Below are 23,865 nucleotides of genomic sequence, written 5' to 3' on the forward strand. Positions count from 1 at the left end.
CAAAAAGAGCAGTCATGGAAAAAACGATGCAAAAGAAAGTATTCATCAAGACCTTCGGTTGTCAGATGAACGAGTACGACTCGGACAAGATGGCCGATGTGCTGAACGCGTCCGACGGGCTGGTGAAAACCGACCGTCCGGAAGACGCCGATGTGATCCTGTTGAATACCTGCTCAGTACGCGAGAAAGCGCAGGAGAAAGTGTTCTCCGACCTGGGCCGCCTGCGCGAACTGAAGCGCAACAATCCCGATCTGCTGATCGGCGTCGGCGGCTGCGTGGCGTCGCAAGAAGGTGCTGCCATCGTCAAGCGCGCACCCTACGTCGACATGGTGTTTGGCCCGCAGACGCTGCACCGCTTGCCGGAGATGATCAGCCAGCGCCGTTCCACCGGCCATTCACAGGTCGATATCAGCTTCCCCGAAATCGAGAAATTCGATCACATGCCGCCAGCCAAGGTAGAAGGCGCGACCGCGTTCGTTTCGATCATGGAAGGCTGCAGTAAATATTGCAGTTACTGCGTGGTGCCGTACACCCGCGGTGAAGAAGTCTCACGCCGCTTTGAGGATGTGCTGACCGAAGTGGCCGGATTGGCCGAGCAAGGCGTCAAGGAAATCACGCTGCTGGGGCAAAATGTCAATGCCTTCCGCGGTGAGATGGCAGATGGCGAAATCGCTGACTTTGCGTTACTGATCGAATACATTGCCGAGATCCCCGGCATCGAGCGGATCCGCTTTGTCACCAGCCATCCGAAGGAATTCACGCAGCGCCTGATCGACACCTACGCCAAAGTACCGAAGCTGGTCGATCATCTCTACCTGCCGGCGCAGCATGGCTCGGATCGCATCCTGTCGGCCATGAAACGTGGCTACACCGTGCTGGAATACAAATCGGTGATCCGACGCCTGCGCCAGGTACGGCCGAACATCACGATTTCAAGCGATTTCATCATCGGCTTCCCGGGCGAGACCGATGCCGACTTCGACGCCTTGATGAAACTGATCTCCGATATCGGCTACGACAACAGTTTCAGTTTCATCTTCAGCCCACGGCCAGGCACGCCAGCTGCCAACCTGCAGGACGATACGCCGCATGAAGTCAAACTGAAGCGACTGCAGCATTTGCAGGCTGTGATCGAGGAAAATATCGGCAAGATCAGTGCCGCGATGGTTGGCAGCGTACAGCGGATCCTGGTGGAAGGACCGTCCAAGAAAAACCCGGCCGAACTGCAAGGCCGCACCGAGAACAACCGGGTGGTGAATATTGATGCCGGCCCGAACGGCGCGCGCCTGATCGGCCAGCTGATCGACGTCAAGATCACGGAAACCTACACCTATACATTGCGCGGTGAAATCGTGTTGGCAGAGTGATGTCCAGCCGACGACGCCAGATAAACCAATAACCAGACAACCAGATAAGCACACCACAGCTTGAAAACCAAAACCCCTACCCAGCCGCATTATTTCATCCCGCAACCACTCGACAATACGAGGCTGGCGCATCTGTGCGGACCGTTGGACGAAAATCTGCGGCAGATTTCTGCGGCGCTGGATGTCTCGATTTTCCGTCGCGGCGACAAGTTCATCGCGGCCGGCGCCAATGCCGAGCGTGCGGTGCAAATCCTCGACCAGTTTTATGCGATCGCCAACAAGGTGATTTCGGTCGACGAGATCCAGCTGGCGCTGGTCGAACAGCGCGCCAAGCTGGGGGTTGGCAAAAAGCCGAAAGCGGCCAAGACCAACGGTAGCGGGCCGAGTGACGAATCGACCATCGATCCGGCCGATGCCGAACTGACCGAGACCGACATCGAAAGCCCGATCCTCAAGACCCGCCGCAGCGACCTGCGCGGCCGTACGCCGCATCAAAGCCAGTACATCCGCTCGATCCTGGAGCACGACGTCACGCTCGGCATCGGCCCAGCCGGTACCGGCAAGACCTACCTGGCGGTAGCTTGCGCGGTCGACGCGCTGGAGCGCGACGCGGTCAAGCGTATTGTGCTGACCAGGCCAGCGGTCGAAGCCGGCGAACGCCTGGGCTTTTTGCCGGGCGACCTGGCGCAAAAGGTCGATCCGTACCTGCGCCCTTTGTACGACGCTCTGTACGATCTGCTGGGCTTCGACCGTACCCAGAAGATGTTCGAAAAGCAGGCCATCGAAATCGCGCCGCTGGCCTATATGCGCGGCCGTACGCTGAACCATGCGTTCATCATCCTGGACGAAGCGCAGAACACCACGCCAGAACAGATGAAGATGTTCCTGACCCGGATCGGCTTCGGCAGCAAGGCCGTGGTCACCGGCGACGTCACCCAGATCGACTTGCAGCGCGGCCAGAAGAGCGGCCTGATCGATGCCATGAATATCCTCAAGGATGTGAGGGGTATCGCCTTTACCCGCTTCAACAGCAGCGACGTGGTGCGCCATCCGCTGGTGGCGCGCATCGTCGACGCTTATGAAACTGCATCGCAGGCAGCGCCTGTGGCTTCCACGCATGGCGTGATCGAAGCCGCCACGCCGCCGGCCAAACCCGCCGCCCCGGTCCAGACCGGGATTACCAAGACAGCCCGCAGCCGCCATGCCGCAAAAAAATAAACTCTCGTTGTCGGTGCAATATCCCGATCCGCGCCTGAAAGATATCGTCACGCGCCCGCAATTGCGCCGTTGGGTGCAGGCCGCACTGCTGGCGCCGGCCGAACTGACGCTGCGCTTTGTCGATGCCGAAGAAGGCCGCAGCCTGAACCGCGACTATCGCGGCAAAGACTACGCCACCAACGTGCTGACTTTTGCGTATTCGGCGGACCAGGATGATGACTTCGGCGGCGGCGAGGCCGAAGATGACGGCGTCACCCGCGCCGATATCATTTTCTGCACTGACGTGCTGCAGCGCGAAGCCGTAGAGCAGCGCAAATCGGTAGAAGAACACACCGCCCATCTGGTGGTGCATGGCGTGCTGCACGCGCAAGGCTACGACCATGAGGACGATGAAGAAGCCGCCGAGATGGAAAACCTGGAAATTGAAATATTAGAGGTGTTGGGTTGGCCCAATCCCTACGCGGACCGCTAACCGCCTCTTCCCACCTAAAAAAACGCCGCAATCGCGGCGTTTTTTATTTGGTGGCCCACCCCCTGCGCCGTCATATTTAGTTCCTATAAATCAATTACTTACCACCAAAAAATGGCGCGACGGCAGATAGCGACCTGCCAAAATATTGCCAAATAACAAACCAATATCTTCACTTATCTTTTAAATTAATAAGATTATGATGAATTCATGTAATGAATTGGTTTGGCCTGCGACTAAGCCACATGAAAACGATCATTACACAGCCATCGGAGCCAATCTTGAAGCAAGCCACGCTGCTCTTATTGACCATCCCACTCCTTGCACAGGCGGTCTAAATGTCATCCATCGTCCAAAAGAAAGCAATCGTCCATCCGATCTGGCTGCGCATCACGCACTGGCTCAACGCCCTGGCCGTGATCGTGATGATCCTGAGCGGCTGGCGCATCTACAATGCGTCGCCGATTTTCCCGTTCCGCATTCCCAGCGAATGGACGCTCGGCGGCTGGCTCGGCGGCGCCCTGCAATGGCATTTTGCGGCGATGTGGCTACTGTTTTTCAATGGCTTGATTTACCTGCTGTTCAATGCCGGCAGTGGTCGTTTGTGGAAGAAATTTTTTCCGCTGCGCCCAACCGATGTGATGCGCGACATGATCAAGGCGCTCACCGGCAAGCTGCAGCACGATGCGCTCGACAAATACAACGCTGTACAAAAACTGGCTTATGTCTCTGTCATCCTCGATTTGATATTGCTGGTGATCTCGGGCCTGGCGATCTGGAAATCGGTGCAGTTCCCGTTGCTGCGCGAATTGATGGGAGGCTTCGACACTGCCCGCATCGTGCACTTCTGCGCGATGGCCTTCCTGGTTGCATTCATTGTGGTGCACGTCGTCATGGTGGCACTGGTGCCACGCACGCTGCTGGCCATGCTGCGCGGCCGTTGAGGAAAATATCATGATCAAGAAAAGCCTTCTCATCCCGTCGCAACTCGACACCGAATCGATCCTGAAAGACGCCCGCCGCGAACTGGCGCTACCATCGCGCCGCCTGTTCGCCAAACGCGCGCTCACCCTGGGCGGCCTGTCGCTGCTGACCGGCTGCAACATCACCGACCAGGCCTCCGTCAATCATATGCTGGAGCGCATCTCGCGCATGAACGACGGCGTGCAGGCATGGTTGTTCGATCCGACACGCCTGGCGCCAACCTACACCCAGGCAGAGATGACGCGGCCATTCCCGTTCAATGCGTTCTACGGCATTGACGAAGTGCCGGAAATCGATGGCAGCGACTATCAGCTGGAAATCAAAGGGCTGGTCGCCAACAAGCGCCCCTGGACGCTCGACCAATTGCACAAGCTGCCGCAAAATGAACAGATCACGCGTCATATCTGTGTAGAAGGCTGGAGCGCCATCGGCCGCTGGGGCGGCGTACCGTTTTCGTATTTCCTGAAACAGATCGGCGCCGACCTGAGCGCCAAGTACATCGATTTCCAATGCGGCGACGATTACCACACCAGCATCGACATGCCGACTGCACTGCATCCGCAAACCCAGCTCACGCTGACCTATGACGGCGAGATCCTGCCGGCCAAATACGGGTTCCCGATGAAGCTGCGGATGCCGACCAAGCTCGGCTACAAGAATCCCAAACACATCGTATCGATCGAAGTAACAAACAAGTACCCCGGCGGTTATTGGGAAGACCAGGGGTACAACTGGTTCGGCGGATCCTGAAGGCTGGCTTTGCAACTGCTGCGCGACTCAATCTCGGGACTGCGATGCTCACCGTACCTGCTACGGCTGCGCTTCTCTTCCCGACCTTGAGCCGCTCGCTACGGTTGCAAAGCCAGCCGACTTGCCTGCTGAGTTCTAACGGCGCTTTTGCCACTTTTTTACTGGAGATTCAAAATGAAAAAAAGCCTCACAATTCTGTTGGTTACCGGCCTGATGATGTCTGCCGGCGGTGCTTTTGCCCAAGACGCCATGTCCAAGGATGCGGCTCCTATGGCCAAGGACGCGATGTCGAAAGACGCAATGAGCAAGGACAGCATGTCGAAGGACGCCATGGCCAAGCCACACAAGAAAATGGCAAAGAAAGACGCAATGGCTAAGGACGCCATGTCGAAAGATGCAATGAGCAAGGACGGCATGGCCAAAGATGAAATGAAGAAATAATTATCTTTATTGCAAATGCAACGGGCGGTGCTTTTTGGCATCGCCCGTTTCTTTTTGTGGCGAAATGGCCGCCTGGAAGTGCAATATGACGCTCGAGACATGGGCGTTTCGTCGTCCTGTCACATATTTGTTGTATCCTATTGCTTCCTCAACAATGTACCCCCAAGGCTAACGCCATATGCCAGAGCACCCTAGTAGCGTCAAATCATTTGACGCTAAACCCCACCGGTCACTATTCGAACGCCTGACCGCACTGATTTCCCCTGAACCTGAAAATCGCGCCGAGCTGCTCGACGTGCTGCAAGATGCACATGAGCGCAACCTGATCGACGCCGACGCGCTGTCGATGATCGAAGGCGTGTTCCAGGTTTCCGACCTCTCCGCCCGCGACATCATGATCCCGCGCTCGCAAATGGACATGATCGACGTCACCAAACCGATCGAGGACTGGATGCCGGAAGTCCTGTCGACCGCCCACTCGCGCTTCCCCGCTGTCGATGGCGAACGCGACAAGGTGATCGGCATCCTGCTCGCCAAGGATTTGCTGCGCTACTACGCCGAAGATTCATTCGATGTGCGCGACATGCTGCGCCCGGCGGTCTTCATTCCTGAATCGAAACGCCTTAACGTGCTGCTGCGCGATTTCCGCGCCAACCGCAACCACATGGCGATCGTGGTCGACGAATACGGTGGCGTGGCCGGCCTGATCACGATTGAAGACGTGCTGGAACAGATCGTCGGCGACATCGAAGACGAATACGATTTCGACGAAGAAGAAGACAACATCCTCGCCATCCGCGACGGCGACCACGGCGGCCGCTGGCGCGTCAAGGCGCTGACCGAGATCGAACAGTTCAACGAAACGCTGGACACCGCGCTGGCCGACGAAGATGTCGACACCATCGGCGGCCTGGTCGCCAACCACCTGGGCCGCGTGCCGCGCAAAGGCGACGAATTCACGATCGACAATGTGCGCTTTGAAGTGCTGCGCGCCGACGCCCGTCAGGTGCATGTCCTGCTGGTTGAAAAGCTGCCTGACTCTCCTCGGGAAGAGCCTTAAACCAGCGCCAGGCACGGAAGGCTGCGGCCTTTCCGGCCTGCCGAAAGAAAAACAATACCCCTGCCTATGCACTTTCGCCAGATCACCCTTCCCAGACTCTCCTTGCTGCTGCCGCTGGCGGCCCTGACCGGCGCCGTTAATGTTTTCGCCTTCGCTCCATACGGCCTGTGGCCGCTGCAACTGCTGACCCTGGCATTGCTGATCTTTTGCGTGAACCGTGCGGAGAGCGTCAAACAAGCTGCGCTGGTGGGTTGGGCGTATGGCTTCGGTTGGGTGGCGCATGGGGTTTACTGGTTGTACATCTCGATGCACGATTTTGGCGGCATGCCGGGCTGGCTGGCGGCACTCGCGGTGGCGCTACTGGCGCTGGCCATGGGGCTTTACACGGCCTTGTGTACCGGACTCGCGCTGTGGCTGCATCGCCGTTGGGCCGCTTCGCCACTGCTGCTGGCGCTGGCGATCTTCCCGGCGCTATGGGGCTTGACCGAATGGCTGCGCGGCTGGCTGTTCACCGGTTTTCCCTGGCTGATTTCCGGCTATGCCCACACCGCCAGTCCGCTGGCAGGTTTCGCGCCACTGGTCGGCGTCTACGGCATCGGCTGTATCTCGGCGCTGATCGCCGGTTGCCTGGCGTTGCTGCCGCAACGTCGATTGCCGGCCGTCGCTGCATTACTGATCCTGGTTGCCGGTTTCTGCCTGCATCGGATCGACTGGACTGCGCCAAGCGGCCAACCGATCTCGGTGCGCCTGTTGCAAGGCAACGTGCCGCAAGAAGAAAAATTCGACGAAGCCCAGATCGGCAACACGCTGCGTCTGTATGCCGACATGATCCGCGCCGTGCCGGCCGACTTGATCGCTACACCGGAAACCGCAATACCGATCCTGCAAACCCAGCTGCCGCCGGAGTTCCCGGCCGCTCTGATCGCCTTCTCGCAGCAAACCGGCAGCAACATCGCGCTGGGTATTCCGTATATCGATGGACCCAACCGCTATGCAAACAGCGTCATCGGAATTTCCCCGCAGGGCAACAGCGCCGCCCATCCCGGTTTTCGCTACGACAAACAGCATCTGGTGCCGTTTGGCGAATTCGTGCCGTTCGGCTTCCGCTGGTTTGTCGACATGATGAACATCCCGCTCGGCGATTTCACCCGCGGTGCGCGGGTGCAGGCGCCGTTCTCCGTAAGGGACCAATGGGTGCTGCCCAACATCTGCTATGAGGACTTGTTCGGCGAAGAGATCGCCCGGCAACTGGGCGCCACCATGGCCTCCGGCGCGCCTACCGCGACCATGCTGTTGAACATGTCGAATATCGCCTGGTTCGGCAACACCATAGCGTTGCCGCAGCATTTGCAGATTTCGCAAATGCGCAGCCTGGAAACCGGCCGCCCAATGCTGCGCGCAACCAACACCGGCACCACGGCGGTCATCGACCCGCACGGCAATGTCAGCGCACAACTGCCGCGCTACAGCCGAGGCACGCTGGCAGTGTCGGTGCAAGGCTATAGCGGCAGCACGCCATATATCCTGTTCGGCAACCGCCTGTTACTGGCCGCAGCGCTGTTGATGCTTGCAGGCAGCTGGTGGTGGAGCCGGCGTCGACGCCAATAGGCTCCCTGCCCGGCCAAGCTACATAAAGCAAGCAAAACCCGCTAAAATCGTGGCTTTTAGCGCGTTCTCCTTTGCGCCCCATATTCCGCTGCTTAACTGGCTGCGTATTTAGCTATATCAACCGGCACTTGCCGTATAGAAAAGCAACAAACGATGCTGACATTTCAACAAATCATTCTCAAATTACAAGATTATTGGGATGCTCAGGGCTGTGCCCTGCTGCAACCCTACGACATGGAAGTCGGCGCCGGCACCTCGCACACCGCGACCTTCCTGCGCGCCATCGGCCCCGAGCCTTGGCGTGCCGCCTATGTGCAACCGTCACGTCGGCCGAAAGACGGCCGCTACGGTGAAAACCCGAACCGCCTGCAGCATTACTACCAATACCAGGTGGTGCTCAAGCCAGCGCCGGAAAACATCCTCGACCTGTATCTCGGCTCGCTGGAAGCGCTCGGCCTTGATCTCAAGCGCAATGACGTGCGTTTTGTCGAAGACGACTGGGAAAACCCGACCCTGGGCGCCTGGGGCCTGGGCTGGGAAGTCTGGCTGAACGGCATGGAAGTGACTCAGTTCACCTATTTCCAGCAAGTCGGCGGCCTCGATTGCAAGCCGGTGCTGGGCGAGATCACTTACGGTATCGAACGGCTGGCGATGTATCTGCAGGGCGTGGAAAATGTCTACGACCTGGTCTGGACCGAATGGGTTGAGCATGGCGTCAAGAAAACCCTGAGCTACGGCGACGTTTTCCACCAGAACGAAGTCGAGCAGTCGACCTACAACTTCGAATACGCCAACACCGAATTCCTGTTCCCGCTGTTCGGCAACTACGAAGCCGAAGCCAAACGCTTGCTGGCGGTGCCGCTGGCGCTGCCGGCCTATGAAATGGTGTTGAAAGCGGCGCACACTTTCAATCTGCTGGATGCGCGCGGGGCGATCTCGGTCACCGAGCGTGCCGCCTATATGGGCCGCATCCGCAACCTGTCGCGCGCGGTGGCGCAAGCCTATTACGACTCGCGGGCCAAGCTCGGCTTCCCGATGTGGGAAATCACGCCGGACAATGCCGATCTGTTACTGAAAGAATTTGGAGATGAATACATGGCGGCAGTAGCGCAGCGTGCAGGGGAATCAGCATGAAAGAGATGCTTTTGAGTCAGACCCTGTTAATCGAAATCTTCACCGAAGAACTGCCACCGAAAGCGCTGGCAAAACTGGGCGATGCCTTTGCCATGGGCATTTTCAACGGTTTGAAAGCGCGCGACTTCCTCGACGATGGCGCACTCGCTACCGCATTCGCCACGCCACGCCGCTTGGCCGTCGCCATCAGCAATGTGCGCGCGACCTCGCTCGACAAGACCATGCGTGAAAAAGTGTTGCCGGTATCGGTAGCGCTGGACGCCGAAGGCAATGCGACCGCGCCGCTGGTCAAGAAACTGGCAGCGCTGGCATCACAAACCGGCGCTGCGGTCATCATGCCAAGCGACCTCGAACGCGCGCCAGACGGCAAGAATGAAAGCCTGTTCTACAGCTATACCGCCAAAGGCGTGGCGCTGCACACCGGCCTGCAGACGGTACTGGAAGATACCGTTGCCAAACTGCCGATCCCGAAGGTCATGAGTTACCAGCGCCAGCATGGACACGCAGCCGGCCAGACCGTGCGTTTTGTACGCCCGGCCCATCGACTACTGGCGCTGCATGGCGAACAGGTATTGCCGCTGACGTTGCTCGGCCTGGATGCGGATCGTCTGACGGAAGGCCATCGCTTCCTGTCGCAAGGCGAAATCGCCATTGCCGACGCCGATAGCTATGCGGCGACGCTGGCTGAAACCGGCAAGGTCATCGCCGGCTTCAACGAACGCAAGGAAAAGATCCGCAGCGCCCTGCTGGAAACCGCTGCGGCCGATCAAGTATTGATGCCGGAAGCGCTGCTGGACGAAGTCGCCGCGCTGGTCGAATGGCCGGTGGTGTACGCCTGCAAATTCGAAGACGAATTCCTGAGCGTACCGCAGGAATGCCTGATCCTGACGATGCAGACCAACCAGAAATATTTTGCGTTGACTGACAACGCCGGCAAGCTGCGCTCGCGTTTCCTGATCGTCTCCAACCTGGCGACCGACGAGCCGCAATACATCATCGAAGGCAACGAGCGCGTGGTGCGTCCGCGCCTGTCGGATGCGAAATTCTTCTTTGAGCAAGACAAGAAAAAGAAACTGGCCGAACGCGTGCCGCTGCTGGCCAACGTGGTCTATCACAACAAGCTTGGCGACCAACTGCAGCGTACTGAACGCGTCAAGGCATTGGCAATCGCCATTGCCAAGCTGCTCGGCGGCGACGCTTCCCTGGCGGAACGCGGCGCGCTATTGGCCAAGGCTGACCTGCTGACCGACATGGTCGGCGAATTCCCTGAGCTGCAAGGCATCATGGGTAACTATTACGCGCGTCACGACGGCGAAGCCGACGAAGTCGCGCAAGCCGTCTCGGAACATTATCAGCCGCGCTTCGCCGGCGATGCCTTGCCGACGACCGGCACCGGCACCGCAGTGGCGCTGGCCGACAAACTGGAAACCCTGGTCGGCATCTGGGGCATCGGCCTACAGCCGACTGGCGACAAGGACCCGTTTGCCCTGCGCCGCCACGCGCTGGGCATCCTGCGCATGCTGTTGGAAAAACGTCTACCGGTGGCGCTGTCACAGTTGCTGGCGAACGCCGCCCAGCAATTCGCCGGCAATGCCAACTTCAAGGACCCTGGCAGCGATGTGCTGCCATTCCTGTATGACCGCCTGCGCGGGCTGCTGCGCGAGCGCGGTTATGCGCAGAATGAAATCGAAGCGGTGGTTGCGCAACAGCCGGATCGGCTCGACAACATCATCGAACGCCTGGATGCGGTGCAAGCATTTGCCGCCCTGCCGGAAGCCGAAGCACTGGCTGCCGCTAACAAGCGCATCACCAACATCTTGAAGAAAACGGAAGGCGTCGGCAGCACGGTGCGCACCGAATTGCTGCGCGACAGTGCCGAACAAGCATTGTTTGCTGCGATGAATGCGGTCAAGCCGGATGTCGACGCGGCGTTTGCCAAGGGCGATTTCAGCACTGCATTGAAAGCGCTGGCGCAATTGCGGCAAAACGTCGACGGCTTCTTTAACGACGTCATGGTGATGGCCGACGACGAGCAGTTGCGCAACAACCGCCTGGCGTTGCTGTCGAACCTGCATGTGATGCTGAACCAGGTCGCCGACATCTCCAAGCTGGCTGCCTAACCTTCGGGCGAACCACTATGAAACTGATCATCCTCGACCGCGACGGCGTCATCAACCATGACTCCGACGCCTTCATCAAATCTCCCGAGGAATGGGTGCCGATCAAGGGTTCGCTGGAAGCCATCGCGCGCCTCAACCAAGCCGGTTACCGGGTGGTGGTGGCAACCAACCAGTCGGGCATCGCGCGCGGGCTGTTCGACATGCCGACGCTGACGGCGATCCATCAAAAAATGCATGATGCCGCCCAACATGTCGGCGCCGAAATCGACGCCATCTTCTTTTGCCCACATGCCGCCGACGACAATTGCGATTGCCGCAAACCGAAGGCCGGCATGTTCCACGATATCGGCAAGCGTTTCGACATCAGCCTGCGTGGCGGCGTAGCGACGGTCGGCGATTCCTTGCGCGACCTGCAGGCCGGCTTTATCGCTGGCTGCGCGCCGTATCTGGTGCTCACCGGGAAAGGCGAAAAGACCCGCGAAAAAGGTGGCTTGCCACCCGGTACGCTGGTCTATCCGAACCTGGCTGCAGTGGTAGATTTTTTGTTGAAGAAACCGGTCGAGTTATCGGTTTGATCGCCTTGAGCAGATCATGAGTCACTCCCGCGGTGTCATTCCCGCGCACGCGGGAATCCATTTTTCATCAGTAACCTGGATCTGCTGCCAACGCGGCGACGGTCAGGTTTTGAAATACTTAGAATTATCTGGAGCCTGAATGTCACGCTTTTTCCTGTTTCTGCGTTCGTTGCTGTTTTTCCTATTGATGACGATCCTGACGGTGGTCTGGTCTTTTGCCTGTATCCTGTTTGCGCCGTTTCCGTATGCCCGCCGCTACTACCTGACCTCGCGCTGGAACGTCGCGGTGATCTGGATGGCCAAGGTCATTTGCGGCATTCGCTATCAGGTCAAGGGCATGGAAAACTTCCCCGATGCGCCGGCGATTGTACTGAGCAAGCACCAATCAGCCTGGGAAACCATTTTCCTGCTGCCGATGACGCCGCGCCCACTGGTGTTCGTATTCAAGAAATCCCTCACCTACATCCCATTTTTCGGCTGGGGCATCGCCCTGCTGCGCATGATCCCGATCGATCGCAGCAAGGGCCGCGACGCCTTTGCCCAAGTGGTAGTGCAAGGCCGCAAGCGACTGGCCGACGGACAATGGATCATCATGTTCCCGGAAGGCACACGCATCCCGGTCGGCCAGACCGGCAAATACAAGAACGGCGGCACGCGCCTCGCAGTCGAAACCAATACACTGGTAGTGCCGATCGCACACAATGCCGGCGAGTGCTGGCCGAAGAATTCTTTCATCAAGCAACCCGGACTCATCACGGTCTCGATCGGTAAGCCGATTTACCCGGAAAACCTGGATAGCAGCGAGCTGATGGCCAAAGTCGAAAATTGGATAGAATCTGAAATGCGAGTGATTTCACCGCATGTTTATAAAAAGTAATAATTACCTGAATCCTGGCCGCCATTGAAATTATTGCATCAAAAGCCTTCTAAGCCTCGCCTGGGACCAGATGGTCGGTCCCAAGGGAGGACGCAGCAGCAACTGGCGTTGCAACTGGATCTATTTGCCGACGATTCGACTGCAATCGTGCCACGCGCCGATTTGCCGTCAACCCCGCCTGCGCTACGCTCGACGCCGCCGCAACAACCCCAGCAACCGGAAGTACCCGCAGCACTGGCGCCAGGCAAGCGCCGCCTGCACATTGGTGAACATGTGCTCGATTACACCCTGCTACGCTCGAAACGACGCTCCATCGGCTTCGTAATCAGCGACGACGGCTTGCGCGTCACCGCGCCCAAATGGGTCACGCTGAGCGACATCGAACTCGCCATTCGTGAAAAGAAGCGCTGGATATTGACCAAGCTGAGCGAATACCGCGACCGCTCAACCCGCCGCATGCAGCCGCAAATGCAGTGGCGCGATGGCGAAACGCTGCCCTATCTGGGCCGCAGCATCACCTTGCGTATCCATGCCCCCCAGAGAGCCGGGATTCACTTTGATGAAGCCGCAGACCAGCTCATCGTCTGCCTGCCCGCCGACGCCAGCGAACAGCAATTGAAAGACCGGGTGCTGGGCTGGCTGCAGCTGGAGGCCAAGCGCGTATTTGGCGAACGCCTGCCGCTCTATGCGGAAAAACTCGGCGTTACCTACAAGTCCTTTGCATTGTCGTCGGCCACTACCCAGTGGGGCTCCTGTACCTCCGAGGGCAAGATCCGCCTGAACTGGCGGCTGATGCATTTTGCACTGCCACTGATCGACTATGTCATCGCGCACGAACTGTCTCACCTGCGCGAAATGAACCATAGCCCGCGCTTTTGGGCCACGGTGCAATCGATCTTCCCGGAATTTGAAACTGCCCGTAAGACATTGCGTGACAGCGCGCAAGAAACGCTGCCCGTTTTCTAGCAAACACCGGACGCCCCGGCTGCCAGGCGGCGCAAAGCCAATATTCCCAACACGATGTAAGATATTGGCTTCGATTCGCTGCTTAGAGTCACGCTGAGTTGCAATTTTGGCTCGCGATCTCGCTGCAAGGCTGAATTGCCCACACATCCCCTTCCCAACTTCAGAGAAAATATGCGTATCCTCCATACCATGCTGCGCGTCGGCAACCTGCAACGTTCGATCGATTTCTACACCAAAGTGCTCGGCATGAAACTGCTACGCACCAACGACAATCCCGAGTACAAATACACACTGGCATTCGTCGGTTACGGCAGCAATCCGGATCATGCGGAGCTGGAGCTGACCTATAACTACGGCGTCGAAAGCTATGAACAAGGCACCGCATTCGGGCACTTGGCAGTTGCTGTGGAGGATGCCTACAAAGCCTGCGCCGATGTCAAGACACAGGGCGGCAACGTGACGCGCGAAGCCGGTCCGGTCAAGGGCGGCAGCACCGTCATCGCCTTTGTACAGGACCCGGATGGCTACAAGATCGAACTGATTGAACGCAAAGACGGCACCGGGGCCAGCGAGAAACTATAAGCCCGCCTCGATGACTTATGCGTTGGCAGACAAGGCGTTCGCCAACGCCACGAAACGTTCCATCGGTACCGCTTCAGGCCGCGCCTGCGGATCAACGCCGGCATCGATCAGTTGGCTCTCGCTGAACATCCCAGCCAGGCAATTGCGAATCACCTTACGACGCTGGCTGAACGCTTTCAACACCACCGCCTCCAGTTTCTGCTGATCGCAAACCAGCGGCTGGGCAATCGGGATCATCCTCACAATTGCCGACTCGACCCGCGGTGGCGGATCAAATGCGGTTGGGGCACAATAAACAACAACTCCATGTGATAGCGCCATTGCAGCATCACGGACAAACGGCCGAATGCTTTGCTGCCGGGTTGCGCAACCATGCGTTCCACGACTTCCTTTTGCAACATGAAATGCTGGTCTTGCACCTGCGGTGCGATCTCGGTCAAGTGAAACAGCAACGGGCTGGAGATGTTGTACGGCAGATTGCCGACCACGCGCAGTTTCTTGTCGCCGACCAACGGGATACTGGCGAAATCAAACTTGAGCGCGTCGGCGGAATGGACGTGCAAGCGCGCCGGGTCGAAATTCTTTTGCAGGCGTGCGACCAGGTCGCGGTCTAGCTCGACCACATGTAATTGCTTGAGTGATTCCAGCAACAGGCGTGTCATAGCGGCCAGGCCGGGGCCGATTTCGACCATGTTGTCATCGGCTTGCGGATCGATCGCGCTGATGATGTTGTAGAGGACGGTGTCGTCCGTCAGGAAGTTCTGGCCGAAGCGTTTGCGGGCGATGTGTTTCGTCATGTTTTTCTTTAAAAGCTATTGTCCGAAATCTTGGGTGATAACGTTTTCGGAATCATTGTTTGTTGCATGTCTGGCTGGCAAAGTCGATCACTGCCTGGCAAAAATTCTGTGGAAGAACCGTGCGCCACCACCATGCAGTTAAATGGGGTCAGAGTTTTTTTTCGGCGGTTCTTTGCCGAAAATTACTCTGACCCCATTTAACGGGCCACGGAGTAAGTACGGCGGCGCATCTACAACAACGGTCATCGTTACTTAATATGGTTGCTACTCCGTGGGTGCTTGCCGGGGGTAGCCCGGCAGCTAGTCACTTTTCTTGCTTCGCCCCCTAGCCGGGCGCAAAAAAAGTAACCAAAAGAAGGCGATCGCACAGCCGTTGCCCGCCTTCGGCGGGTTCCCAAATACGGCGCGTGCCAGTCGGGAATTATGGGACACATGTTTGAGCGCAGCGAGTTTGTGTCCCATCCGACTGGCACGCGCCGTATTTGGCAACGTCAGCATGCGAGAAGTCAAAAGCAACAGCACGTCAAAAACAACCACAACCGCAACTTCAACTTCAACACCAACTTCAAAATCAACTTCAACAGCCTTGTTGCATTTTACCGCTGACGAATATTCAAATTAAGCCTTGCCCTGCCTGCCCGCTTGCACCATCTGCGCTGCGGCGTCCAGTGCGGCTAGCATGCTGCCGTGGTCGGCGTGTCCCAGGCCGGCGGCGGCGAGGTCTAGCGCGGTGCCGTGGTCGACTGAGGTGCGGATGAATGGCAGGCCTAGCGTGATGTTGATGCCGTGGCCGAAGCTGGCGTATTTCAGTACCGGCAAACCCTGGTCGTGATACATGGCTAGCACGCAGTCGGCTTCGGCCAGGTATTTTTGCTGGAACAGAGTGTCGGCTGGATACGGGCCGCTGACGGCAATGCCTCTTGCTTTGGCAGCGTCCAGTACCGGTGTGATGATGTCGATTTCTTCGCGGCCAAGGTAACCGCCCTCGCCTGCATGCGGGTTCAAGCCCGTCACCAGGATGCGCGGCTGTTTCAAGCCAAATTTTTTCTGCAGATCTGCATGCAGGATATCGATGCTGCGGCTCAGGCTATCAAAATTGATGGCCGCGGCGACGTCCTTCAATGCCAGGTGCGTGGTCGCCAATGCGACGCGTAGCGGCGGCGTTGTCCTGTCCGTTGCCAGCATCATCACGACTTGTGGCGTGGCGCTGCGTTCCGCCAGGTATTCGGTATGGCCGGTGAACGGCACGCCGGCATCGTTGATCGTGCTTTTCTGCAGCGGTGCAGTAACGATGCCGTCGAAGATTCCTTGCAGGGCGCAGTCAATGGCAAGATCGAGCGTGCGTAATACGGGCCGGCCATTACGTGCATCTAATTTTCCTGGCTGCACATGCGCTTCCAGCTGACAATCGATCACCGCTACCTGGTCCAGGCCGAAGTTGGGCAAGCCATTGTTGCGCAGCGCCTGCTGCGATAACGCCACCAAGCGGATTTTCGGATCTATTTCGGCGGCGATCATGGCCAGGAAGGCCGCATCGCCAATCAGTACACTATTGATTTCGGCGCGCCGCTCCCAGGCGGCCCGGATCGATACTTCCGGTCCGATCCCGGCCGGCTCGCCGCATGTGACCGCCAGTATCGGCCGACGCCGCACAACGGCGGCATTGGCATTACTTGCAAACTGCTCAGGCATTATTCGTCCTCGATACTGGCTTTGTCACGACTCGCTATCAGTGGTCGTCGTTGCGATATTCCACGTACGTGCTATCGCGCAACTGACGCAGCCAGTCGTTGGTGGCTTCTTCTGTTTTACGTTCGCGAATCGCCATCCGCGCGGCAAGGCGCTGACGTTCTTTCGACACATCATTGGTCTTCCGCTCCAGCACTTGAATCAGGTGATAACCGAATGGCGATTCGATCGGCTCGCTGATCTGGCCAGGTTTCAATGCATCCATCGCGCGCTCGAACTCCGGCACGGTATCGCCAGTATAGACCCATCCGAGATCGCCGCCTTTTGATGCCGACAGATCGTTCGAATATTGTTTGGCCAGATCTTCGAATTTCGCTGCGTTGTTGTCGATGCGCTCTTTCAAGTCGAGCAGGCGGCGGCGGGCGTCAGCCGCGGTCACGGTTGGCGTCACCTTGATCAGGATATGGCGCACGTGCGTCTGCTGGATCGCGGCGGCAGCCGTATCAATCGGCGTTGCTGCAGCTGCACGCTTGTTGACCAGCTTGATGATATGAAAACCGTTGGCGCTCTTGATAATCGGCGATACCTGGCCTGGGCTCAGATTGGCCACCGCCTCCACAAACAGGGATGGCAGGCGGTCCTGCGGCCGCCAGCCCATGTCGCCGCCGGTCAGTGCATCACTGGAATCGGAATAGGCGGCAGCTATCGCGGCGAAATTACCACCCGATTTAATTTGCTGCATGGCTTCTTCGGCACGTTTGGCGCGCTGGGCGATTTGAGCGGCGCTGGCATTTTCCGGCACCTGGATCAGGATTTGCGCCAGATCCAGTTCCTGGGCGGTCTGCTTATTGCCGGCTTCGGCAGCTATGTAGTTATCAACTTCAGAATCTGAAATCTGAATCTTGTTGTCGACTTCACGTTCACGTAAGCGCTGTAACAATATTTCCCGACGAATTTCCTCGCGGAAAGCCGGATAAGGAATCTTGTCGTGTTCCAGCTGACGCTGGAAATCCGCCATCGACAACTTGTTCTGCTCAGCAATCCGGCTAATCGCGCGATCCAGCATGACGTCGTCGACTGTGATGCCATTCTCTTTCGCCAATTGCACTTCGGCACGCTCCAGAATCATGCGTTCCAGCAATTGCTTCTGCAACTCGGCCATTGGCGGCAATTCAATGTTTTGCGCCTTCATCCGCAGCACCACGTCGTTCACGCGGGACGCCAGCTCCTGCTGGGTAATCACGTCGGTATTCACTACCGCGACGATCGCATCTACCGTCTGTGGAGTCACTGACCTGGCAACCGGCTTAACCGGCTCGGCGGTGCTGGTCGGCGCCAGTGCCGGCGGCACCGACTGGGTCGACGCGCCTTGCGCCCAAGCGCCGGTGGCGGTAGCTGACAACAACGAAAAAACGATTGCCGCAAGTTGAGTTTGATTGGTTTTACGCATAATTGGAAAAACGTTCATAAGTGAAAATGACTGGTTCAACGGCTAATGAAAGAGTCGGGTTGGTTGACGTTCTGATAACCTGGAACGCTAGTACGCAGGGCTTGCATCGGATTCGAGCCGATACTCGACAAACCATTCAACTCAAGTTGCAGAAATATACCTGTAGTCGTGCGAGTTGACGATGTTGGCGTACGTTGGCCAACTACACGAAAAACCCAGCAATCGGCCTTGTATTCGAGTCCAAGCAGGCTTTGCCCGACTGTTTTTTCCTGCAGGGAATAGCTGACGCGGCCAACGCCGTACCAGCGACGGGACAGCGGCCACTGAGCGGACACGTCAAACTGCTTGAGGTATCGATTCAACGGATCAAGCGGATCGGTGTTTGTATGATCCAGCTGATAAGAGAAATTGATCACCTTTTTCGGACCCGGCTGCCACTTGATGGTGGAGCTGGCGCGTACCCATTGATTATTGCTTTGACTGTACTGAATAGTATTGTCAAGGCCCAGCGACTGCGAAACCTGGCCACCCGCAGACAACAGCAAATCGGAACGGCTAGTGGTGATCGTATCGGTAGGCCCCAGCGCCACGCGCGGCTGGGTAAAGTAGATGCGCTGACCGATACCGAGACGCAAACGTTCCAAACCCGACTCTTGGATGAAACGCGAAATCATCGCAACCGTCAGCTGGTTGGCATCACTGATACGGTCATGGCCGCTATAGCGGTTTTCAGTAAAAATCTGGGCGAAATTGAAATCCGCAGCACCACTATCGAATAACGGATACTCGGTCTGGTCATGATACGGCGTACGCACATAGAACAGGCGCGGCTCCAAGGTCTGGGTTACCGGATTGCCCCAGAACTTCGTATCACGCTCAAATGTCAGGCCGGCATCCAGCGAGAATGTCGGTAACACCCGACTAAATTCATTGCCCAATACCGTACCGCCCGCCACCGTCGGCGCATTCGGTACGCCCAGCTTGTTTGGCGTGATGTTATAGGCTGTCGCATCCAGCTGGATCTTGGGCGTGATGAAATATCCGGGGCGGATGATCGGATAGGACAGTTGCGGATTGAAGTAAACCCGCTCGCCGCCCAAAGGCATCAGGGTGCTGCTGGCTTGCGATGTGCCGATGACTGTCGGGAAATCGTACTGGCTGTTCCAGAAGCGCGCATATTGGGCATTCACGGTCCAGTCAAAACCATAGATATCCTGCTTGCCGGCTGTCAGCGTGATTTGCGGCATCCGGTCATACGGGCGGCTGATGGTCGGCTGTCCGCTGGAATTGAAGTCTTGCAGTACCTGATAGCGCGAGGCCAAAGCCGCCACACTCCAGAAAGACCCGCTGTAGTTCAAATCGAACTCGCGATTCAGCAACCGCGCTGCACTTTGTGTGATGGAATGCGAAAAATCATCAGGATAATTGTTATCCGACGCAAAATTGACATTCCAGCCCATCGTCAGGCCTGGCGCCAGTGTCTGTGAATGAATCGACTGCACCGCATAGCGGTTGGTCTTGGTCAGCATGTCGTCCGGCAAGAACTCGATCTTGGTTTCACCGCTGTACCCAGTGCCCAGATAGCGCGCATCGGCTCCCATTTGCAGGCCCCGCTGCGTAATGATGTTCGGGTACAGCGTCAAATCGCGATTGGGCGCGATATTGAAATAATAAGGGAGATTGAACTCAATGCCACCATTGTTGGTGCTGCCCAGGATCGGCGGCAAAACACCTGACTGACGGTCGTTGGACAGCGGGAACGACATGCTGGGCGCGCCCAGGATCGGTACGCTCTTGAAATACAGAACGCCGTTGTGCGCAACCCCCTCACCCAGGCCGCTATCGATATCCAGCGTGCTCGACTTGATGTACCAGTCCGGCTTGGTGCTCGGGCAAGTGGTATAAGTGCCCTTGACGACCGTGGCCTTGTCTTCATCGATGAAATCGATGCGGTCGGCGTTGCCGTGCCCGTCGTTGGCCAGGAAATGGTAAGTCGGATTGGTCAGGAAACCCTGGCCCGAATCCATGTTCAGGCGCAAATCGTCGCCGGTATATTTGTCGCCATAGCGGTTCATGCGCACGCAGCCGTGGGCCTCGACCTCATTCTCGACAATCCGGTAAGTTGCCTTGTTGGACTGGACTTCCGTCTGACCCCGGGTCAGGTCGACATCGTTATCCAGGTTGATCAGCCGATCCGGACGGCCGGTCATTTGCTCGGCTTCAACATTGGTCGGCGCATCGCTGTCATTGACACGGGCGGGCTTGATGTTGGTTTGCGTGCCGGAAGCAGGCGTAGTTGACGTAGCCGGCAATGTCGCATCGGTTGCTTGTGCCCAGGCCCACATCGGCATCGACGCCGCCGCCACAATGGACGCCACCAGGACGGTCATGCGCCGCAATGCAGGCAATTGGGACGTGGCAGAGCCTGACGCAGCCCGACCTGAACGTGACTGGAATTGCTTGGGGAGCGCTGAGGAGGACCGGGTCATGAAATGAATTTGGCAAACACCATAGCAGGCGATTTTTTGAAATTAATCCCTTATTATATGGGAACTCACAACCAACAGCCGTTTTACTGGATTGCTTAATGTCTTTATCACAGTCTGCCCCTGTTTTACCCGATCTGCGCCAGACTCAAATTGTCGAATGGCTAACTACGCTCAGCAGCAATCCCACATTGCCTGCGACTTTGCGGCCAGCGTCTGCCGATGCCAGCTTTCGCCGTTACTTCAGGGTTGATGTGCCCGCCGGCGGCACCCTGATCGTGATGGATGCGCCGCCACCGCAGGAGGATGTGCGGCCCTTCATCGAGATCGGTGCACTGTTTGGCGGCATCGGCTTGTCGGTGCCGGCGGTGTTGGCGCAAGACGTCGAGCGTGGCTTCCTATTGTTGAGCGACCTCGGCAACACGACTTACTTGCAGCAACTCACCAGTGAAGGCAGCAGCATCGAGAGCGCGCACAAGCTGTACATGGATGCCATCGATGCACTGGTGCTGCTGCAAACCAAGAGCCAGCCGGATGTGCTGCCGGAATATGACCGCGCCTTCCTGCTGCGGGAATTGCAAATATTCCCTGAATGGTATCTGGGCAAGCACCTCAAGGCGACGCTCAGCGACCAGCAGAGCGCCGATCTCAATAAAGTCTTCGATGCCATCTTGGCCAACAACCTGGCACAACCGCAAGTGTTCATCCACCGCGACTACCATTCCCGCAACCTGATGGTGCTCGCGGAAGGCAATCCTGGGGTGCTCGATTTCCAGGGCGCGCTGTATGGGCCGATCAGCTACGACATCGTCTCGCTGCTGCGCGATGTCTACATCCAACGGGATGAAGCCCAGGTGCTGGACTGGATGATTCGCTATTGGGAAAGGGCCAAGCGTGCCGGCCTGCCGGTCGCCCCGGATATCGACAGCTTCTACCGCGATTTTGAATACATGGGATTGCAACGACACCTGAAAATACTCGGGCTGTTCGCGCGCCTGTATCACCGCGACGGCAAGGACGCCTATCTCAACGATATCCCGGTAGTCATGGATTACGTTCGCAAGACGGCATTGCGCTACCGTGAACTGATACCGCTGGTACGCATGCTAGACAAGCTGGAAGACAAGACGGTGCAAGTCGGCTATACCTTCTAACCGGAACAACGTCCCATGAAAGCAATGATATTTGCCGCCGGTCGGGGCGAGCGGATGCGTCCGCTGACCGACACCATTCCCAAGCCTTTGCTCAAGGTCCGTGGCCGGCCGCTGATCGTCTGGCACATCGTCAACCTGGTGCGCGCCGGCATTACCGAGATCGTCATCAACCACGCCCATCTTGGGCACATGATTGAAGAGGCGCTCGGCGATGGCAGCAAATATGGCGCAACGATCCGTTATTCTCCAGAAAGCGTGGCGCTGGAAACGGCAGGCGGCATCGCCAACGCCCGCCACCTGCTCGGAGAAGAACCGTTCGTGGCGATAGCCGGCGATGTTTATTGCCCGCATTTCGATTTCGAGCAGGTCAAGAATACATTGGAAGACAATGACCTGTGGGGCCAGCCTTACCCACTCGACAAGCGCGACGTGGCCTGGCTGTACCTGGTGAAAAATCCGGCACACCACCCGGAGGGCGATTTTGGGCTGCACAGCTTTTCCGTCAGTAACGAACGTGAACCCGGCCATACTTATACCTATTCGGGCATCGGCGTCTATCGTCCCTCGATGTTCGACGCGGTCACTCCTGGCCAGCCGCAAAAGCTGGTCACGCTGATGCGTGAATACGCAGCGCGCGGCCAGCTTGGCGGTGAAGTGTATCGCGGCGCCTGGACTGACGTCGGCACCATCGAACGCCTGGATCAACTCAACGCGCCACTGTAAAAACGGTGCACGACAACCTGTCACAACAATTAGGAATGAGCGCCAGCATGACTCCTTACAGCACACGCCGCAGCAAACTGATCGCGCAAATGCGAGCCATGGGTGGCGGCGTCGCCGTCATATCGACCGCGCCGGAAGCGGCCCGCAATGCCGATTCCGATTTTCCGTACCGCCACGACAGCAGCTTCTATTACCTGACCGGCTTTACCGAGCCTGACGCGGTGCTGGTGCTGGTCGCCGGCAAGGAATCGAAGTCGATCCTGTTCTGTCGCGAGAAAAACCTGGAGCGCGAAATCTGGGACGGCTATCGTTTTGGCCCCGAGGCAGCACAGGCACAGCTCGGCTTCGACGCCGCCTTTGCCATCGATGCAATAGACAGTGAAATGCCGAAGCTGTTGGCCGACATGCCGGCAATTTTCTATACGCTGGGCAAGCAAGCCAACCGCGACGCCCAATTGCAAGGCTGGCTCAACAAGCTCGGCGGCCAGGCCCGCATCGGCATCAGCGCACCGGCCGCCATTCACAGTCTGGAGCCGCTGCTGGCGGAGATGCGCCTGTTCAAGGATGCCAGCGAACACGCGATCATGCAGCGTTCGGGACAGATTGCCGCCAGCGCGCATCGCCGTGCCATGCGTATCGCACGACCCGGCTTGCGCGAATACCATCTGGAAGCGGAAATCCTGCACGAGTTTCGCAGCAATGGCGCCGATTCACCGGCCTATACCTCGATCGTCGCCACCGGCTCCAATGCTTGCGTGCTGCACTATCGCGCCGGCAATACAGAATTGAAGGATGGCGATCTGGTGTTGATCGACGCCGGTTGCGAATTCGAAAGCTATGCCTCCGACATCACCCGCACCTTCCCTGCCAACGGCGTGTTCTCCGGGCCGCAAAAGACCCTGTACGAAATCGTGCTGGCGGCGCAACACGCGGCGATTGCCGCGACCCGCCCCGGCCAGCGCTTCATCGATGGCCACAACGCCGCGCTGCGCATACTGGCACAAGGCATGCTCGATACCGGCCTGCTCAACAAGAACAAGGTCGGCACGCTGGACGACGTGATCGCCAATGGCGATTACCGCCAGTTCTACATGCACAGCACCGGCCATTGGATCGGACTCGACGTGCATGACGTCGGCGCCTATCGCGAACCCGGCGAGAGTGCAGCCGAAGGCGAACAGAAGCCATGGCGCAAGCTGCAGCCCGGCATGGTCACCACGGTCGAGCCAGGCATCTATGTGCGACCGGGCGAAGGCGTGCCGGAGCAATTCTGGCATATCGGCATCCGTATCGAAGACGACATCCTGATCACCGCGGATGGCAATATCAACCTGACCAGCGACGTGCCGACAGCGGTCGCCGAGATTGAAGCACTGATGCGCAAATGACCGGCAACCCGCTGCGGGAAAGCCAGG

The 23,865-nt window shown here is 57.9% G+C and carries 21 protein-coding genes and 1 pseudogene; 18 read left to right on the forward strand and 4 right to left on the reverse strand.

What is annotated here, in order from left to right:
• The first annotated feature begins 26 nt into the window (after positions 1-26).
• The 14 genes from miaB (at position 27) to gloA (ending at position 14,151) form a co-directional block, all read left to right on the forward strand.
• Positions 27-1,367 (forward strand): tRNA (N6-isopentenyl adenosine(37)-C2)-methylthiotransferase MiaB, encoded by a 1,341-nt coding sequence (miaB, locus tag CAter10_RS16950; RefSeq protein ID WP_061535424.1) that lies wholly within the window; start codon positions 27-29, stop codon positions 1,365-1,367.
• Positions 1,368-1,427: 60 nt separating this feature from the next.
• Positions 1,428-2,585, forward strand: coding sequence for a PhoH family protein (locus tag CAter10_RS16955; RefSeq protein WP_061534334.1), 1,158 nt, complete (start codon positions 1,428-1,430; stop codon positions 2,583-2,585).
• Entirely contained in the window at positions 2,569-3,057 is a 489-nt protein-coding gene (gene ybeY, locus CAter10_RS16960) for an rRNA maturation RNase YbeY (protein ID WP_061534335.1), read from the forward strand. Before CAter10_RS16955 ends, ybeY begins: the two co-directional genes overlap by 17 nt.
• Positions 3,058-3,392: 335 nt before the next feature.
• On the forward strand, positions 3,393-3,998 hold the full coding sequence (locus CAter10_RS16965; protein ID WP_061534336.1) for a cytochrome b/b6 domain-containing protein: 606 nt from the start codon (positions 3,393-3,395) through the stop codon (positions 3,996-3,998).
• 10 nt (positions 3,999-4,008) lie between these two features.
• Positions 4,009-4,788, forward strand: a complete 780-nt coding sequence (locus CAter10_RS16970; protein ID WP_061534337.1) for a molybdopterin-dependent oxidoreductase — start codon at positions 4,009-4,011, stop codon at positions 4,786-4,788.
• 174 nt (positions 4,789-4,962) lie between these two features.
• The gene (locus CAter10_RS16975) at positions 4,963-5,229 is read left to right on the forward strand and encodes a pentapeptide MXKDX repeat protein (protein ID WP_061534338.1); all 267 of its coding nucleotides are present in this window, start codon (positions 4,963-4,965) and stop codon (positions 5,227-5,229) included.
• Between the two features lie 178 nt (positions 5,230-5,407).
• A complete protein-coding gene (locus CAter10_RS16980; RefSeq protein WP_061534339.1) occupies positions 5,408-6,289 on the forward strand; it encodes an HlyC/CorC family transporter in 882 nt (293 codons plus the stop codon).
• A gap of 66 nt (positions 6,290-6,355) precedes the next feature.
• Complete coding sequence (lnt, locus tag CAter10_RS16985; protein ID WP_061534340.1) at positions 6,356-7,897, forward strand: apolipoprotein N-acyltransferase; 1,542 nt, start codon at positions 6,356-6,358, stop codon at positions 7,895-7,897.
• Positions 7,898-8,050: 153 nt separating this feature from the next.
• Positions 8,051-9,031 carry a glycine--tRNA ligase subunit alpha gene (gene glyQ / locus CAter10_RS16990; RefSeq protein WP_061534341.1) on the forward strand — a complete coding sequence of 327 codons (981 nt, stop codon included), beginning with the start codon at positions 8,051-8,053 and terminating at the stop codon, positions 9,029-9,031.
• Between the two features lie 11 nt (positions 9,032-9,042).
• The gene (gene glyS, locus CAter10_RS16995; protein WP_061535425.1) at positions 9,043-11,151 is read left to right on the forward strand and encodes a glycine--tRNA ligase subunit beta; all 2,109 of its coding nucleotides are present in this window, start codon (positions 9,043-9,045) and stop codon (positions 11,149-11,151) included.
• Between the two features lie 17 nt (positions 11,152-11,168).
• Positions 11,169-11,726 carry a D-glycero-beta-D-manno-heptose 1,7-bisphosphate 7-phosphatase gene (gene gmhB / locus CAter10_RS17000; RefSeq protein ID WP_061534342.1) on the forward strand — a complete coding sequence of 186 codons (558 nt, stop codon included), beginning with the start codon at positions 11,169-11,171 and terminating at the stop codon, positions 11,724-11,726.
• A gap of 139 nt (positions 11,727-11,865) precedes the next feature.
• Positions 11,866-12,603 carry a lysophospholipid acyltransferase family protein gene (locus tag CAter10_RS17005; protein ID WP_061534343.1) on the forward strand — a complete coding sequence of 246 codons (738 nt, stop codon included), beginning with the start codon at positions 11,866-11,868 and terminating at the stop codon, positions 12,601-12,603.
• 24 nt (positions 12,604-12,627) lie between these two features.
• Positions 12,628-13,569: a M48 family metallopeptidase gene (locus CAter10_RS17010; protein ID WP_128083114.1), complete on the forward strand. Its 942-nt coding sequence runs from the start codon at positions 12,628-12,630 to the stop codon at positions 13,567-13,569.
• Between the two features lie 171 nt (positions 13,570-13,740).
• The gene (gloA, locus tag CAter10_RS17015) at positions 13,741-14,151 is read left to right on the forward strand and encodes a lactoylglutathione lyase (protein WP_061534344.1); all 411 of its coding nucleotides are present in this window, start codon (positions 13,741-13,743) and stop codon (positions 14,149-14,151) included.
• A gap of 15 nt (positions 14,152-14,166) precedes the next feature.
• Here gloA and rsmA read toward each other — a convergent pair.
• Positions 14,167-14,948 (reverse strand): annotated as a pseudogene (gene rsmA / locus CAter10_RS17020) (16S rRNA (adenine(1518)-N(6)/adenine(1519)-N(6))-dimethyltransferase RsmA).
• Positions 14,949-15,380: 432 nt separating this feature from the next.
• Here rsmA and CAter10_RS22915 point away from each other — a divergent pair.
• Positions 15,381-15,554, forward strand: coding sequence for a hypothetical protein (locus CAter10_RS22915; protein ID WP_156477151.1), 174 nt, complete (start codon positions 15,381-15,383; stop codon positions 15,552-15,554).
• Between the two features lie 12 nt (positions 15,555-15,566).
• Here the strand turns inward: CAter10_RS22915 and pdxA are convergent, their stop codons facing one another.
• From pdxA to CAter10_RS17035, 3 genes are read right to left on the reverse strand one after another with little or no spacing between them, the layout of a single operon-like run.
• The gene (pdxA, locus tag CAter10_RS17025; RefSeq protein ID WP_061534345.1) at positions 15,567-16,640 is read right to left on the reverse strand and encodes a 4-hydroxythreonine-4-phosphate dehydrogenase PdxA; all 1,074 of its coding nucleotides are present in this window, start codon (positions 16,638-16,640) and stop codon (positions 15,567-15,569) included.
• Positions 16,641-16,677: 37 nt separating this feature from the next.
• A complete protein-coding gene (locus tag CAter10_RS17030) occupies positions 16,678-18,087 on the reverse strand; it encodes a peptidylprolyl isomerase (RefSeq protein WP_061534346.1) in 1,410 nt (469 codons plus the stop codon).
• 35 nt (positions 18,088-18,122) lie between these two features.
• Entirely contained in the window at positions 18,123-20,477 is a 2,355-nt protein-coding gene (locus tag CAter10_RS17035) for an LPS-assembly protein LptD (RefSeq protein WP_061534347.1), read from the reverse strand.
• Between the two features lie 197 nt (positions 20,478-20,674).
• On the opposite strand from CAter10_RS17035, the gene CAter10_RS17040 reads away from it, so the two are divergent.
• Genes CAter10_RS17040 through pepP form a run of 3 tightly spaced genes read left to right on the forward strand, consistent with a single transcriptional unit; the run spans position 20,675 to position 23,838 of the window.
• Positions 20,675-21,727, forward strand: a complete 1,053-nt coding sequence (locus tag CAter10_RS17040) for an aminoglycoside phosphotransferase family protein (RefSeq protein ID WP_061534348.1) — start codon at positions 20,675-20,677, stop codon at positions 21,725-21,727.
• 15 nt (positions 21,728-21,742) lie between these two features.
• Positions 21,743-22,450: an N-acetylmuramate alpha-1-phosphate uridylyltransferase MurU gene (murU, locus tag CAter10_RS17045; protein WP_061534349.1), complete on the forward strand. Its 708-nt coding sequence runs from the start codon at positions 21,743-21,745 to the stop codon at positions 22,448-22,450.
• A gap of 35 nt (positions 22,451-22,485) precedes the next feature.
• Entirely contained in the window at positions 22,486-23,838 is a 1,353-nt protein-coding gene (gene pepP, locus CAter10_RS17050; protein WP_061534350.1) for a Xaa-Pro aminopeptidase, read from the forward strand.
• The last annotated feature ends 27 nt before the right edge of the window (positions 23,839-23,865 follow it).

The sequence above is a fragment of the Collimonas arenae genome, assembly GCF_001584165.1.
In the GTDB taxonomy this organism is placed as follows: Bacteria; Pseudomonadota; Gammaproteobacteria; order Burkholderiales; family Burkholderiaceae_D; genus Collimonas; species Collimonas arenae.